Source organism: Chryseobacterium piperi (assembly GCF_002285635.2).
Taxonomy (GTDB): Bacteria; Bacteroidota; Bacteroidia; order Flavobacteriales; family Weeksellaceae; genus Chryseobacterium; species Chryseobacterium piperi.
Map to the genome: position 1 here is coordinate 2,698,363 of NZ_CP023049.2, position 14,238 is coordinate 2,712,600.

Sequence of the window (14,238 nt, forward strand, 5' to 3'; positions counted from 1 at the left end):
AGCCCATTCCAATTGAATCAATCCAAAGCCTGCTTCAGATCGGCAATGACATCTTCGACGTTTTCCAACCCTACGGAACAACGAACAAGACCTGCAGTAATTCCCACTTCATTTCTTTCGTCATCAGTCAGTTTTGAATGCGTTGTAGAAGCCGGATGGGTCACAATAGTTCTGGTATCTCCAAGGTTTGCAGAAAGAGAACACATTTTTATTTTATCTAAAAAATTTCTGCCTCCTTCTATTCCTCCTTTTATTTCAAAGGCTACAATATTCCCTCCTAGTTTCATTTGTTTTTTAGCTACCTCATAGCTTGGATGAGAAGGTAAAAAAGGATATTTGACTAAGTCTACATTAGGATGGCTTTCCAAAAATTCAGCAACCTTTAGAGCATTTTCACAGTGCTTTTCTACTCGTATCGCCAAAGTCTCCAGACTTTTTGATAGTACCCACGCATTAAAAGGAGACATTGCCGGTCCGGTATTTCTGGCAAAAAGATAAATTTCTCTGATCAGATCTTCTCTTCCTACTGCCACACCTCCTAAAACTCTTCCCTGACCATCAATTAACTTTGTTGCGGAATGCACCACAACATCCGCTCCATATTTAATAGGCTGCTGAAGATAAGGTGTTGCAAAGCAATTATCTACAATAAAGATAAGATTATGTTTTTTAGCAATATTCCCAAAAAATTCCAGATCTAAAATTTCGATCGCAGGATTTGTCGGAGTTTCCAGATATAGAATTTTGGTATTAGGCTGAATGAGTTTTTCTACGTTTTCAGCATCTTCAGCTTTAAAATAAGTAGTCTCAATATTCCATTTAGGAAAATACTTCGTAAATAAAGTATGGGTAGATCCAAAAACCGACTGACAGCTCACAATATGATCTCCTGCATTTAATAAGGTTGCAAACGTAGAGTAAATCGCTGCCATTCCGGTTGCAAAAGCATATCCTGCTTCTGCTCCTTCCATTTTTACAATCTTATCCGTGAATTCCGTAACATTTGGGTTAGAGAACCTGCTGTACAAATTCTTAGGCTTCTCTTCCGCAAAGCTAGCTCTCATATCTTCAGCATCCTGAAAAATAAAGCTGGATGTCAGATACAAGGGAGTTGAATGCTCATCAAACTGGGTTCTCTCAGTCTGGGTTCTTATAGCATAGGTTTCAAAATTTTCCATATAGTTTTAATTCGTTAATCTAACAATCTATCAGTTTAACAATGTACCAATTGCTAGACTGTTACATTGTTAAACTGTTACATTATTAATATTATTTAGTTTCACTTACTCTTAAAATATCACCGAAAACTCCTCTAGCTGTCACCTGCGCTCCGGCTCCGGCTCCCATGATAACAATTGGATTTTCACCATAGCTTTCCGTATAGATCTCAAAAATTGAATCTGATCCTTTCAATTGTCCCAATGCAGAGCTGGCAGGAACAGAGACTAGTTTTACATCAAGCTGCCCTTTTTCTTCCTGTAAATCACCATGTAAATCACCTACATAACGTAATACATGATCCGGTTCCTGATTATCCTTTATCTTCTGGTATTCTGCATCAAGCTCTTCCAATCTTGAAATAAATTCATTTTTATCTACTGCCAAAAGGTCTTCCGGAATAAGATTTTGGATATTAATATCACTGAACTCATTGATAAGATCCAGTTCTCTTGCCAGAATCAAGAGTTTTCTTGCCACATCATTTCCAGAAAGATCTTCACGTGGATCCGGTTCCGTAAAACCTTTTTCCATAGCCTCGCCGATGATGGTTGAAAACTGATCATTTCTCACAGAAAAATTATTAAAAATATAGCTCAAAGAACCGGAGAACACTCCTTTTATTCTTGTAATATTCTCTCCTGAAAGGTGTAATAATTTGATGGTATCAATCAAAGGCAATCCTGCTCCAACGTTAGTTTCATACAGGTAACGTCTGTTGTTTTTATTCAACGTATATCTTAGTTTACGGTATTCTTCAATCGGGAGAGTATTGAAAATTTTATTGGAAGACACCAGATCGAATCCGTTTTCAGCCAAGGCATGATAGTTTTTAACAAAATCTTTACTTGCTGTATTATCCACTACAATTAGATTTTCCAACTGGTTTTCTTTTGAAAAACTAATCAGCTCTTCTACATTGGATGGATGCTCTGCTACAGAGACCTCATCATTCCAATTGTTATCAAAACCTTTTTTATTAAATGCAATCTTTCTCGAGTTAGCCACTGCTACCACTTTAAGATCAATTTTCTTACGTCGCTTAATTTCTTCTGAAGATTCTAACACCTGGTCAATTAATGTTTTTCCAACATTTCCGTGCCCAATAATGGCTAAATGAACTGTTTTAGGTTTCTTAGAAATTTCAGATTCAATGATATTTTTAGTTTTTTCATCCTGAGATGAAGTCACCACAATATTGACCCGCTTTTCACTCGCTATCTGGTTAAGCAGCAAAGGAAAAACATTATTTCTCGCCAGCTCAGTAAGTACTTTATTAAGATCTTCAGCGACAAATCCTAAAACAGAAACATTGTTAATACTGTAAATCTGGGATACTTTCCCTGACTTTCTTTCTGCTTCAAATTCATCGATCAGACAATTCACTGCTTTTTCAGAATCATTTTCGTGGACAAGAATCGAAAGTCCGTTTTCGATTGCTTGCTGGGAAATTACCCCAACACTGATTCTCGCCAAAGTAAGTGCTTTAAAAATTCTTCCGTCAATACCGATTTCTCCTAAGAAATCTTCTCCTTCAAATTTGATGATTGATCTGTTTTTTAAAAATTTTATTTCGTTAGCATTTTTCATCTGTTCATTCTTTATTGTTTAGTTTTTTATAAAATGGGATTTCATTTAAGTTCCATTTCATAAAATGTTTTTAATGATGTTATTTAATTGTTTATATTCCATTAGAAAGGCATCGTGCCCATGAATTGATTTGATCTCGTGATAGAAGATATCTTCTTTGCTCTCCCGTAATTTTTCAAAACACATTCGTATTTCAGAAGCCGGGAAGAATAAATCTGTATCAACGGAGATCAAGTGCATTCGTGCTTTAATTTTTCCCAGTTCTTTTTCTTCTCCGCTAATGTTCATCAGCAAATGATTCATTAACTTATAAGACTCTAAACTAAATCTTTCATTAAGGGCTTTACCATGATAGGTTAACCAATCTTCCGATTCAAGCTTTTGTTTTTCCGAATTATATTTATTTTGAAATCTGTCGTTTAAGGACTGAGGTGTTCTATAGCATAACATGGCATGTATCCTTGCTTTTTGTAAAGGTTCATCATTTCCGTTGAGCAAAAATTTCTGAATAAGACATTGTGCATGCAGCCAGTCATGGGTTTTAAAATCACAGGCAATAGGAATGAACACCTCGGCGAGTGAAGGCTTTTTAATCAGCATCTCCCATCCTATTCCTCCTCCAAGAGAGCCTCCGATAATCGCATGTAAGCGTTCAATATGAAGGCTTTCAAGTCCTTTTAAAAATATATTGGCAATATCTGAGGGAGTAAAATCCTCATATTCATCAATTAAAAAGTCATCATATCCGTTTCCGGGGATATTGAAACATAAAACAGTAAAGGCATTAATATCAATCACCCCATTTTCGCCAACCAATTGTTGCCACCAGCCATTTTCTCCTGAAACATTAGAGTTTCCGGTTAAGGCATGATTAATTAAAATAATGGGGCTCGTAAACAGGTCTTTCCCAAAGATCTGATAGCTCAATGGGATATGATATTCCTTTCCGGAATTCGTTTGATAAAAAAGTTTAATATGTTTTAGTTCTGTTTTCAATTCTATTATATATTTTATAACACAATTGAAAATGCCATGAGAAATGGCTGAAGAACTTCAGTAAGTTATCTGTCCAAAATAAATTATTTGGTAGAACGTAGCACCTTCTTCGCTTGCACAAAGGGTTGCTAAGGTTTCATAGGGTCTAATCCCTCAACCTTTCTTGATAACATTTTCAATATTTGAATGATCGAATGGTGCAAAGATAGCTATTTTAATTTTAACTTTTTAATAAAAAAATAATTTAATGTCAAATTTCCCGTAAACAAAAGAGTTACAATGATATGTTAAGAATTATTCAGATAGAAAAAATTGGAATTATTTTTCAAAAAAATTACCTTCGTATAGAAACGTATAGAAAAATGATGAATTATGAATGTTGAAAAACAAAGATTACAAGATAAAGACTGGAAAAACTGGGGCCCATATGTAAGCAACAGGCAGTGGGGAAACGTTCGTGAAGATTATAGTCCCGATGGTAATGCCTGGGGCTCAACGACGCATAATAAAGCGGAAAGCTATGCTTACCGTTGGGCAGAGGAAGGGATTGCCGGAATCTCCGATCAAAAGCAGCTTTTTTGTTTTGCTCTATCTTTCTGGAACAAGAAAGATAAAATGGTAAAAGAGCGATTTTTCGGATTAAGCAACCATCAGGGAAACCATGGTGAAGATATCAAAGAAATCTTTTACTATTTAGATAATACGCCTACCCATAGTTATATGAAAATGGTGTATAAATATCCTATCAATGAATTTCCTTACGATCACTTGTTGGAAGAAAATGGAAGACGGAGTAAGAAAGAAGATGAATATGAGATTATTGACACCGGCATTTTTGACAATAACGAGTATTTCGATATTTTCATTGAGTATTGTAAGGCTGATTACAATGATATTTTAGTGAGGGTTACCGTATGTAATAGAAGCCAGCACGAAGCACCTATCGTCGTTATTCCAACAGCATGGTTCAGAAATAACTGGAAATGGGGCTACAATAACTACAAAGGACAATTAAGCGCTTCAGGAGAAGATTCTATTGATGTTATTCATGATAGTATTCCTATCAAGAAGTTCTACGCCAGAAATGCAAATGCAAAAAGTGCTTTTTGTGAAAATGAAACCAATACTCCCAAATTATACGATGCTCCTTATATTGAAAATACCTACTTCAAAGATGGTATCAATAATCATGTCATATATAACAGCAACACCGTTAACCCGGAAAAGAGGGGATCAAAGGCTTCTTTTATCATTGATGAAGTGATTGGAGCAGGACAGTGTAAAACTTTTGATTTTAGACTGTCTCCCCATGAAACAAACGAACCTTTTGATCAATTTGATGAAATTTTCAATACGAGAATTGCCGAGGCTAATGAATTTTACAACGAAGTACAACAGGACGTAACCCAGGAAGATGAAAGAAATGTTCAAAGACAGGCTTTTGCAGGACTGCTTTGGAATAAACAATTTTATCACTACAACGTCGGAAAATGGTTAAAAGGAGATCCTAATTTTGAGGCTCCAAGAAATTTTAATCATTATGTAAGAAATACGGAGTGGAATCATATGCACAATAAGGATATTATTTCCATGCCGGATAAATGGGAGTATCCGTGGTATGCTACCTGGGATCTGGCATTCCATTGTGTTCCCTTTGCACTGATTGATGCTGAGTTTGCTAAAAACCAACTTCTTTTATTAACCAAAGAGTGGTATATGCATCCTAACGGACAGCTTCCGGCCTATGAATGGAACCTGAGTGATGTGAATCCTCCTGTACATGCCTGGTCATGTTTCAGGGTTTTTAAAATCGATGAAAAAACCAATGGAAAACCGGATTTGTTATTTCTGGAAAAAGTTTTCCAAAAACTGCTTCTGAACTTTACATGGTGGGTAAACCGTAAGGATAAAAATGGTAAAAATATTTTTGGTGGTGGTTTCTTAGGACTCGATAATATTGGTGCTTTTGACCGGAATATGGAACTGAAAGATGGAGAGCATCTGGAACAGGCAGACGGAACGAGCTGGATGGCCATGTATGCTTTAAATATGATGCGAATTGCGATGGAACTCGCTCAATATTATCAGGTTTATGAAGATATGGCCATTAAGTTTTTTGAACATTACCTTTATATTGCAGAGGCGATGGAAAATATGGGAGATGGCAAGGAAGGTTTATGGAACGAAGAGGATGGCTTTTTCTATGATGTACTACAATTAGGAAACGGAGAGAGTGTGACCCTCAGACTAAGAAGTATTGTTGGGCTTATCCCTTTATTTGCCGTAGAAATTATTGACCACAGCTTATTGGAAAAAATGCCTAATTTCCAAAGAAGAATGGAATGGGTCTTGAAAAACAAACCTGAGCTTACTAAACTGGTTTCTCATTGGGATGAAGAAGGCCAAGGCAGAAAACATTTGATGAGTATCCTGCGTAAAAACAGACTGACAAAAGTACTTACTAGAATGCTTGATGAAAAAGAGTTCTTAAGCTCTTACGGAATTAGAGCTATGTCTAAAGTTTATGAAGAAAACCCTTTTGTTTTCTCTGTTCATGGTACTGAAAATGTAGTTTATTATACTCCTGCAGAAAGTGACAGCAGGATGTTCGGAGGAAACAGTAACTGGAGAGGTCCAATATGGTTCCCAATCAACTTCCTGATTGTGGAAAGCCTTCAGCGTTTTCATTTTTACTATGGAAACAGTTTAAAAGTAGAGCTTCCAACCGGAAGCGGAGATAAGAGAAATCTCGATGAAGTAGCTCAAAATATAAGCAATAGGCTTTGTTCTATATTTTTAAAGGATGAGAACGGGCAAAGGGCTTTCAACGGCGGAAATAATAAATTCAATTATGATGAGCACTTTAAAGATTATATTACGTTCTATGAATATTTTCATGGAGATAATGGTCGGGGTGTAGGAGCCTCTCATCAAACCGGATGGACAGCAACCGTAGCCAAACTGATTAAACCAAGGCTTACGTTTTAATGAGTAATGAGTAATCAGCAATAAGTAATAAGTAATAAAAAAAACCGGATATATCATCCGGTTTTTTGTTTTTAAATACTCTATATCTTCTATAGATTTATATTTTTTCTCCGTTCACATATACTTCGTAGCCAATTTCCACATTGGGTTCTAATGTTTTAGAAACGGAACAGTACTTTTCAAAAGACAGATCCGCTGCTTTTAATGCTTTTTTAGGATCTATATTTCCTTCTAAAAGGAATTTAACCATAATTGATTTAAAAGGCTTGGCATCTTCTACAGCAATTCTCTCGCCCTCTACCTCAGCTTTAAAACCTGTAATCTCTTGTCTTTGTTTTTTCAATATTGAAACTACATCTATCCCACTGCAACCTGCTACAGCCATCAAAACACTTTCCATAGGAGACACTCCTTTAGCTCCGGGCTGTGAAGTATTATCCAAAAGGATTGAATTTCCCTGGGCATTCGTACATTCAAATAAGAAGTCGTCGTTTATTCTGTTTAGTGTTATTTTCATTGTCGTATTTATATTTTTTAAGATTATTAGGACGAACCTTTGGTTTAAAGGTTTTCAGTACGCTTGTGAATACAAAATTATAAAATTCCCCGCGCTTTTATCTCTAGGTATTTATTGATAACGTCGATATTTAAATTTTCAGGAAGAGTATATACTGTATAAATACCATATTTGCGGAGTTCCTGTATAATTAATTTCTTTTCAAACTCAAATTTCTCAGCGATAATTTCATCATAAATCTCCTGCATACTTTCCGGGTTTTTATGAATCAAATGCTGAAGCTCTGAGTTTTTGAAAAATACCACCACCAATAAATGATTTTTTGCAATTCCACGCAGGTATTTCAATTGCCTGTTGAGTCCGTCTAAAGTTTCAAAATTAGTAAAAAGCAGAATAAGAGTCCTCTGATTGATTGAATATTTCACATCCTGATACAATCTATTGAAATCACTTTCAAAAAAATTGGTTTTGATATTATAAAGAGATTCGGAAATCTTCTTTAACTGTCCTGACTTATTTTCAGCAGCTATTTTATTTTCCGTTTTCTTTGAAAAGGTCAACATGCCTGCCCGGTCTCCTTTTTTTAAAATAATATGGGATAAGGCCATGGTTGCATTAATAGAATAATCCAGAAGGCTCAATTCTTTAAAAGGCATTTTCATTGTTCTGCCGGTATCAATCAACATAAAAATACGCTGTGATTTTTCATCCTGAAACTGATTCACCATTAAACGATTGGTCTTTGAGGTCGCCTTCCAATTGATAGTCCGTATATCATCTCCCGGAACATAGTCCTTGATTTGTTCAAATTCCATGGTATGTCCCAGTTTTCTTATTTTTTTAATCCCACCTAACAAGAATTCACTCTGAAGTGCCATCAATTCATACTTCCGAAGATGAATAAAAGATGGGTAAGAAGGTAAGGCCGCGTCTTTTTGGAACCTGAACCGTTTGGAAACAAAACCTATTGGAGAAGACACATAGATATTTAAACTCCCAAAATGATACTCCCCTCTTTCTTTAGGCTCCAACGTATATTGAAAATAGGTATTTCTTCCCGGTTCTATTTCTTTACGAATTAAAAAATCTCTTTTTTGAAACTGAAATGGAATTTCATCAATAATTTTAGTATTAATTTTGAAACTGTAATTATTCCTAATATCTATTTTTATCGGATTTTCATCTCCATTTGATAATTTCTCCGGCAGGATTCTCTGCGCGAAAACCCCATCTTTCTGATTAAATACTAAAAGGTAATCAACCATGATTGCTAAAAAGCACAGTAACATTACCAAATGGGCAACCATCATTAAGAATGGAAAGAAAAATGCCAGGACATAAAGCATTCCCACTCCAATGAGTGTTAAGAAAAAACGGGTATTGATGTATAGGTTTTTCATTTTCAGGTTGCAGAAGATGACAGGTTATAGGTTGTAGCTCTATAAGTTTACTGCAAAGAATTAATTAATCCGTTCAACATTTTTGAAATTTCTATAATAGCATTATTTAATTTCATGTATTCATTTTCCTTTAGAAAATTTAGATTTTTAGAAATAAGCAATTGGGTTTCAATTTCCGAGCAACTTCCTCCGGATATTTTTAAAAACTGAAGATAGTCTGGTTTGCTTCTTCTTGAGTTTCCTTCTGCAATATTTGATGGTACCGAAACAGAAGCTCTTCTGATCTGTGAAGTCAATCCATACATTTCATGCATAGAAAACGTATCTGAAACTCTATAAATTTCAGTAACAAAATCAATAGATTTCTGCCAAACTAGTAATTCTTTAAAATTCGCCATACTAATATTTACTTTTCATTACCTGCTACCTATCACCTATTATCTGCTACTTATCTAGGTATCTCTATTCCTTCTAAAATCTGACGAATAATTTCATCAGCCGTTAGACCTTCCATTTCTCTTTCAGGCGATACAATCACTCTGTGTCTTAAGACTGCATAACTTGCTTCTTTAATATCTTCAGGAGTGACAAAATCTCTGCCTCTTAAAGCAGCAAAAGCCTTTGAAGCCGTTAGAAGTGCTAAGCTCGCTCTTGGAGAAGCTCCCAGATATAAAAACTGATTTTCTCTTGTATTTACTATGATTTTAGCAATATACTCCATCAGCTGCCCCTCAACAATGATCTCTTTTACCAATTGCTGGTAATTTTTGAGCTGCTGCGCTGTAATTACTTTATTTACAACTTCTGTTTTATCTTCTTTTCTGCTTTCATGCTGATTTTTAATAATACTGATTTCCTGTTCCAGATTAGGGTATCCTACATTAATCTTAAAGAGAAAACGGTCTAATTGGGCTTCAGGAAGTCTGTAGGTTCCTTCATGCTCTATTGGATTCTGTGTAGCTACCACCAAAAACGGCTCTTCCATTGTGTAACGGTTTCCGTCCATGGTAATCTGTCTTTCCTCCATCACTTCAAATAAGGCAGCCTGGGTTTTGGCAGGTGATCTGTTGATTTCATCAATCAAAATAAAATTGGAGAAAATAGGCCCCTTTTTAAATTCAAATTCAGAGTTTTTAACATTGAAAATAGAGGTTCCTAAAATGTCTGAAGGCATTAAATCCGGAGTAAACTGAATTCTGCTGAAACCTACATCAATAGTTTTTGCCAACAACTTGGCAGTAATGGTCTTTGCAACTCCCGGAACTCCTTCAATCAAAACATGTCCATTGGATAAAAGTGCCGCCAGAAGATGTTCTACCATACTTTCCTGACCTACAATTACCTTAGCAATTTCAGATTTCACTTTTTCAAGGCTCACCCTAAGCTCAATCATATCAATTCTCGATTGAAAATCACCTTCTTTTTTATCAAGGTTTACAGAACTTTGATCGTCTATATTTTCATTTTCAAGGTTTTCCATAAATTTTAATTTATCAATTTACCAGATAACAATGTACCAATTTAACAATGGATTATACAACTATCATTCTTCACTTCGTTCAGAATCTCATACTGGTACATTGCTACATTATTAGATTGTTACATTATTTTAATATTATCTCATCTAAGATTTTATTCATCCTTGCCAGGTCTTCCTTCATTACACTTGCATATGGATCCTGTGCTTTTCGGATGAGTTGTATCGCTTCCTGAATCAACTCAACAGGCTTTCCTGTCTTTAATTGCAATTTTTTAGCAAAATCATGATCTAAATTCTGCGTATCAATAAGAAGGTCCATTCTTACCCTATTCAGAAAATACTGGGCTTTTTTAGCCATCATATCATGAAAGTCTCCTTCCTGAAGATAAAGGTTTCCTATACTTTTCACGAAATCTACAGAAGTATTTTTAAGAGGTTCAATGATGGGAACAATCCGCTGCTTTCTCTTTGCATTGAAGAAAATAAACAAAATAAGACCTCCTAAAAATATCCACCATGCATATTTTAATGCAGGTTTGGATAAAATAAATCTCATGAAAAATTTGGAAGATGCTTTTGTATCATCAGCTTCAACAAACCAAAGTGTTTCTCTGTCATTAAGATATGAAAAAACATCTTGTGTATATTTTATATTCTCCGGCTTTAATAAATAATAGTTGGTTAAGAAAAGAGGCTCACTGTGAACATAAATATTCCCTTTCCCGAATTTCGCTTTTATAAAATTAGCCTGATCAGCATTATCCTTCTCAATTGTTTTTCCCAGTATTTCAATACCAGGTTTAAGATAAGAAAAACCTCTTCCTGATGGAAATTTATCTAAGTTAATAAAATCATTCTTATATTTTTGATCAGTAAGTTTTAAAACATTCTGTTCGTTAAAAGAGATTTGTGAATCATAATAACCAATACTGTCCGAAATTTCTTTTGGAATCCTGCTTACAATCAGCATTGCATCTGAGCCTTTGGAAACTTCAGTCAATATTTTCCGCCATGACTCTTTATCAACCTGCTTCTCAATAATCAATATATTATGAACCTCCTTTTTATTTTGATTATAATAATCATAAGGTGTTTTGTCTATTTTCTTTAACTGACTTTTAAAAAGGTCTTTTGATTCTTTATTAAATACAAATAACCCAAAAGGTGATTTTTCATTGGGATCAAAATTCTTACGCCAATCTGTAACCTCTTTTTTATTAACTTCAAGCAATGCCAGGATCACCATGATAATGATGAAAATAATAGCATATATTTTGAAAGTTTTATTCATTCGTAGAAAATTAATTAAGGTTTAAATGCCTGATATTGGTTTTTAAATTTCAGATAATCCTGTTCATTAATTTCAAATTCCCCGTACCAGACATAATCAAAAATATGAGATAAATTAGAAAATTCATTTTTCAAATGGGATGATTTTAACTCTGCCACATAGTCTTTGTTTGTCTTTTCCGGATTCCAAATGATAATTTTTTTATCACTGGCTTTCTTAAGGGTATATAAAAACTGATACCGAACAGCTGATCGATAATCTTTAGCCTGTTCAAACTTGGCGATGCTTTCAGGAAAATTGATCTCATGAATATTTTCATGGAGTTCCTCGTCTTTAATAATTACTTTTTTATTCTTTTTCCCAAAAAAGAAACTTCCATCTTTTTCGATCAGATATTTAACGATAAAATATAATAAAAAGCCAACAAGAAGAATTGCAAATATGCGCATCACAATTGTTGTAATTTGGGCAGAAGTCCCAAAACTGTTTTCACCGAAAATACTCGCTATAATCTTAGCTATTTTTCTTTGCAGTTTCTGCCAGAAAGACTCTCTTGGCTTTATTGTGGTATAATCAAATTCATTTCCTTTATATCTCGACTTAAGGTTCTGTTTGAATTGTTTTGGATAAACAACATTATCAGAAACAGGATTTTTCATCAGCACAGAATCAGCACGGTACATATTTTTGTAATGTCCCATACTCAACGAATCTTCCAGATACTCTTCAGAAATAGGCGTATTATCGTCATTCTGTGCATAGGTGGATCCGATAGAGAAAAAAATCAGTAAGAAAAAAAGAATTTTATTCATTAATACCGATGGTTTCTATTTCTTCAAGTTCTACTTTTTGATGCAGGTCTGTTCTGCTATCATAATACATCAATCCGGAATTTATATATAGAATATTCGAAAGGAAAAATGACAATAGCATAGATATTCCATAGATCACAAAAAACAATACTCCCATAGTCCCTGTAAAAGGGTTTTGTTCAAACTGCCCATCAGGTGCTGACGTAAGAAGTGATCCGTAAAAAAAGATCATAGGGATAAATGTAAAAACTGTTGTGATCACATACATGATAAGGAAAACAATTGTGGTAGCCCCCCAATATTTCCAATACGGAGATTTCTCTCTTCCATTAGGATAAGAAAACTGAGATCTTATAGCATAGCTTAGGCTTTCAAAAAAACCTCTTTTACTGTTAAAGTAATCATACATTAAAAAGGTAACCACGTTAAATAATGTAGGGTATACCAGTAACATGATAAACAATCCAATAATGATCAATATCAACGCATATGATATTCCTGCAATAATAAAAGCTAAAGGGGTAACGATAAAGATCATTCCTAAACAAAGGATACCTATCCTTCCTGCATTTGTTTTAAAATCACTTAAAATATCATCTGTCTTTATCTTAATCTCACCCTGGGAAAGCCTTTTCATATAAAACACTGGATAAAGATAATTAATGATCATAAGCAGTAAGAAAAGTAAAAATGTAATGATCCCTACCACAAACAGCTTCCCAAAATTATCACTAAAGTATTGTTGAAAATAATAACTTTCTCCATTGATATTAGATCCAAACAACTGTGAAAAGAGTTCTCTATATCCAAAAACAACAATAGTAACCATTAAGATTAACAATAATCCGTTGAGCAGAATATAATTTTTTAAATAATTTTTACCGTATAATTTAAAGAAATTGAAACTGTCACTTATAAACGTTCCAAAATCTCTTTTTTTATAAAATTGCATCATGTATGTGTTTATTAATTTTTTTATTGACAATAGATGGATAAATAAAATAATAATACCCGATTACTGCTAGTGATCCCAAAATAATGATAAAATTTAAGATAATGGGCATTTCTAAAGCATGTCTCGTAATATACCCTTCTATAATTCCGGCACAAACCGTAAAAGGAATCGTACTTAAAAATATTTTAAATGAATCTTTAAAACCATTTTTAAAAGAATTAAATCTGGATAATGTTTTAGGAAATAAGATGGATGCTCCTAAAATAAGACCACACATAGCTTCTACAACCATTGCAAAAATTTCAAAAACCCCATGGAGCCAGATTCCTCTTGCGCTGTCTTTCAAAGCACCGTAATCATAGAAAAAATACTGAAATGCACCAAGCATTATACTATTGGAAAGTAAAGCGTATAAAGTCCCTACTCCTCCAAAAACACCATAAATATACAGTTTTGTTCCTACTCCTATATTATTAAAAATAATTCCTACCGTACTTCCCCAGGTAGATCCGCTCTGGTATACACCTACAGCATTTCCTTTTTTAATATTCTCTATTGTTTCGTTCACGTAATTCTCACCCAAAATAATGTTTACAAAATCCTTATCATAAATCGCGGAAAGAACACCTATTGAAGTAAACAGGATAAAAAATAAAAAAAGCATACATAAGATAGCGTCTGTATTGGTACACCAGCAAAGGAACTTCTGTTTTAAAAAAAATAGAAAATTCTATTTTCTTCTACCCTTTTGGTCTTATAAATTTTTTGAAATATCTGTGAAGACAGATGATTCAGATAGATGGTTGTATTGCTTTTAGGGTAATATGTCTGCGCAAAAGAAAGGTCATTGATGAGGTTAACATATAGTGAAGACAGGTCATCCGGATTTTTTTTTATTTTCCCTTGAATAACCTGTTCAATTCCCAACCATTTTTCTTTATTTTGTTTTATGAAATAAACTTCTCTCATACGCTAAGGCTAAAATAATAAA

General features: G+C 34.2%; 11 protein-coding genes, 1 pseudogene and 1 riboswitch. Of the genes and pseudogenes, 1 reads left to right on the forward strand and 11 read right to left on the reverse strand.

The features are described from left to right. Positions 1 to 17: 17 nt before the first annotated feature. The 3 genes from CJF12_RS11760 to CJF12_RS20505 form a co-directional block, all read right to left on the reverse strand. Entirely contained in the window at positions 18 to 1,178 is a 1,161-nt protein-coding gene (locus tag CJF12_RS11760) for an O-succinylhomoserine sulfhydrylase (RefSeq protein ID WP_034685562.1), read from the reverse strand. Positions 1,179 to 1,269: 91 nt separating this feature from the next. Beyond that, positions 1,270 to 2,808 (reverse strand): ACT domain-containing protein, encoded by a 1,539-nt coding sequence (locus CJF12_RS20500; RefSeq protein ID WP_034685560.1) that lies wholly within the window; start codon positions 2,806 to 2,808, stop codon positions 1,270 to 1,272. Between the two features lie 57 nt (positions 2,809 to 2,865). After that, entirely contained in the window at positions 2,866 to 3,804 is a 939-nt protein-coding gene (locus CJF12_RS20505; protein WP_034685558.1) for an alpha/beta fold hydrolase, read from the reverse strand. 62 nt (positions 3,805 to 3,866) lie between these two features. Continuing rightward, a riboswitch (SAM riboswitch) is annotated at positions 3,867 to 3,977 on the reverse strand. A 199-nt stretch (positions 3,978 to 4,176) separates the two neighbouring features. Between CJF12_RS20505 and CJF12_RS11770 the strand changes: the two genes are divergently transcribed. Then, positions 4,177 to 6,792 carry an MGH1-like glycoside hydrolase domain-containing protein gene (locus CJF12_RS11770; protein WP_034685555.1) on the forward strand — a complete coding sequence of 872 codons (2,616 nt, stop codon included), beginning with the start codon at positions 4,177 to 4,179 and terminating at the stop codon, positions 6,790 to 6,792. A gap of 97 nt (positions 6,793 to 6,889) precedes the next feature. On the opposite strand, the gene CJF12_RS11775 is transcribed toward CJF12_RS11770, so the two are convergent. The 8 genes and pseudogenes from CJF12_RS11775 to CJF12_RS11810 form a co-directional block, all read right to left on the reverse strand. After that, positions 6,890 to 7,309 carry an OsmC family protein gene (locus tag CJF12_RS11775; protein WP_034685553.1) on the reverse strand — a complete coding sequence of 140 codons (420 nt, stop codon included), beginning with the start codon at positions 7,307 to 7,309 and terminating at the stop codon, positions 6,890 to 6,892. 77 nt (positions 7,310 to 7,386) lie between these two features. Continuing rightward, positions 7,387 to 8,709, reverse strand: a complete 1,323-nt coding sequence (locus CJF12_RS11780) for a DUF58 domain-containing protein (RefSeq protein WP_034685551.1) — start codon at positions 8,707 to 8,709, stop codon at positions 7,387 to 7,389. Between the two features lie 47 nt (positions 8,710 to 8,756). Beyond that, positions 8,757 to 9,107: a four helix bundle protein gene (locus tag CJF12_RS11785; protein WP_034685550.1), complete on the reverse strand. Its 351-nt coding sequence runs from the start codon at positions 9,105 to 9,107 to the stop codon at positions 8,757 to 8,759. Positions 9,108 to 9,157: 50 nt separating this feature from the next. Next, the gene (locus CJF12_RS11790) at positions 9,158 to 10,189 is read right to left on the reverse strand and encodes an AAA family ATPase (protein ID WP_034685549.1); all 1,032 of its coding nucleotides are present in this window, start codon (positions 10,187 to 10,189) and stop codon (positions 9,158 to 9,160) included. A 124-nt stretch (positions 10,190 to 10,313) separates the two neighbouring features. Next, positions 10,314 to 11,480, reverse strand: a complete 1,167-nt coding sequence (locus tag CJF12_RS11795; protein WP_034685547.1) for a hypothetical protein — start codon at positions 11,478 to 11,480, stop codon at positions 10,314 to 10,316. A gap of 14 nt (positions 11,481 to 11,494) precedes the next feature. Beyond that, positions 11,495 to 12,292, reverse strand: coding sequence for a hypothetical protein (locus CJF12_RS11800; protein ID WP_034685545.1), 798 nt, complete (start codon positions 12,290 to 12,292; stop codon positions 11,495 to 11,497). Further along, entirely contained in the window at positions 12,285 to 13,247 is a 963-nt protein-coding gene (locus CJF12_RS11805; RefSeq protein ID WP_034685543.1) for a DUF4013 domain-containing protein, read from the reverse strand. The genes CJF12_RS11800 and CJF12_RS11805 overlap by 8 nt, the downstream gene beginning before the upstream one ends. After that, positions 13,231 to 14,216: pseudogene (locus CJF12_RS11810) on the reverse strand (stage II sporulation protein M). The gene CJF12_RS11805 and the pseudogene CJF12_RS11810 overlap by 17 nt, the downstream one beginning before the upstream one ends. Positions 14,217 to 14,238: the final 22 nt, after the last annotated feature.

Excerpts from the sequence above, each read along its gene's own strand:
- CJF12_RS20500 (WP_034685560.1), bottom strand. The coding sequence starts at position 2,808 with ATGAAAAATGCTAACGAAATAAAATTTTTAAAAAACAGATCAATCATC.
- CJF12_RS11770 (WP_034685555.1), top strand. The coding sequence starts at position 4,177 with ATGAATGTTGAAAAACAAAGATTACAAGATAAAGACTGGAAAAACTGG.
- CJF12_RS11785 (WP_034685550.1), bottom strand. The coding sequence starts at position 9,107 with ATGGCGAATTTTAAAGAATTACTAGTTTGGCAGAAATCTATTGATTTT.
- CJF12_RS11790 (WP_034685549.1), bottom strand. The coding sequence starts at position 10,189 with ATGGAAAACCTTGAAAATGAAAATATAGACGATCAAAGTTCTGTAAAC.
- CJF12_RS11780 (WP_034685551.1), bottom strand. The coding sequence starts at position 8,709 with ATGAAAAACCTATACATCAATACCCGTTTTTTCTTAACACTCATTGGA.
- CJF12_RS11800 (WP_034685545.1), bottom strand. The coding sequence starts at position 12,292 with ATGAATAAAATTCTTTTTTTCTTACTGATTTTTTTCTCTATCGGATCC.
- CJF12_RS11805 (WP_034685543.1), bottom strand. The coding sequence starts at position 13,247 with ATGATGCAATTTTATAAAAAAAGAGATTTTGGAACGTTTATAAGTGAC.
- CJF12_RS11775 (WP_034685553.1), bottom strand. The coding sequence starts at position 7,309 with ATGAAAATAACACTAAACAGAATAAACGACGACTTCTTATTTGAATGT.
- CJF12_RS11795 (WP_034685547.1), bottom strand. The coding sequence starts at position 11,480 with ATGAATAAAACTTTCAAAATATATGCTATTATTTTCATCATTATCATG.
- CJF12_RS11760 (WP_034685562.1), bottom strand. The coding sequence starts at position 1,178 with ATGGAAAATTTTGAAACCTATGCTATAAGAACCCAGACTGAGAGAACC.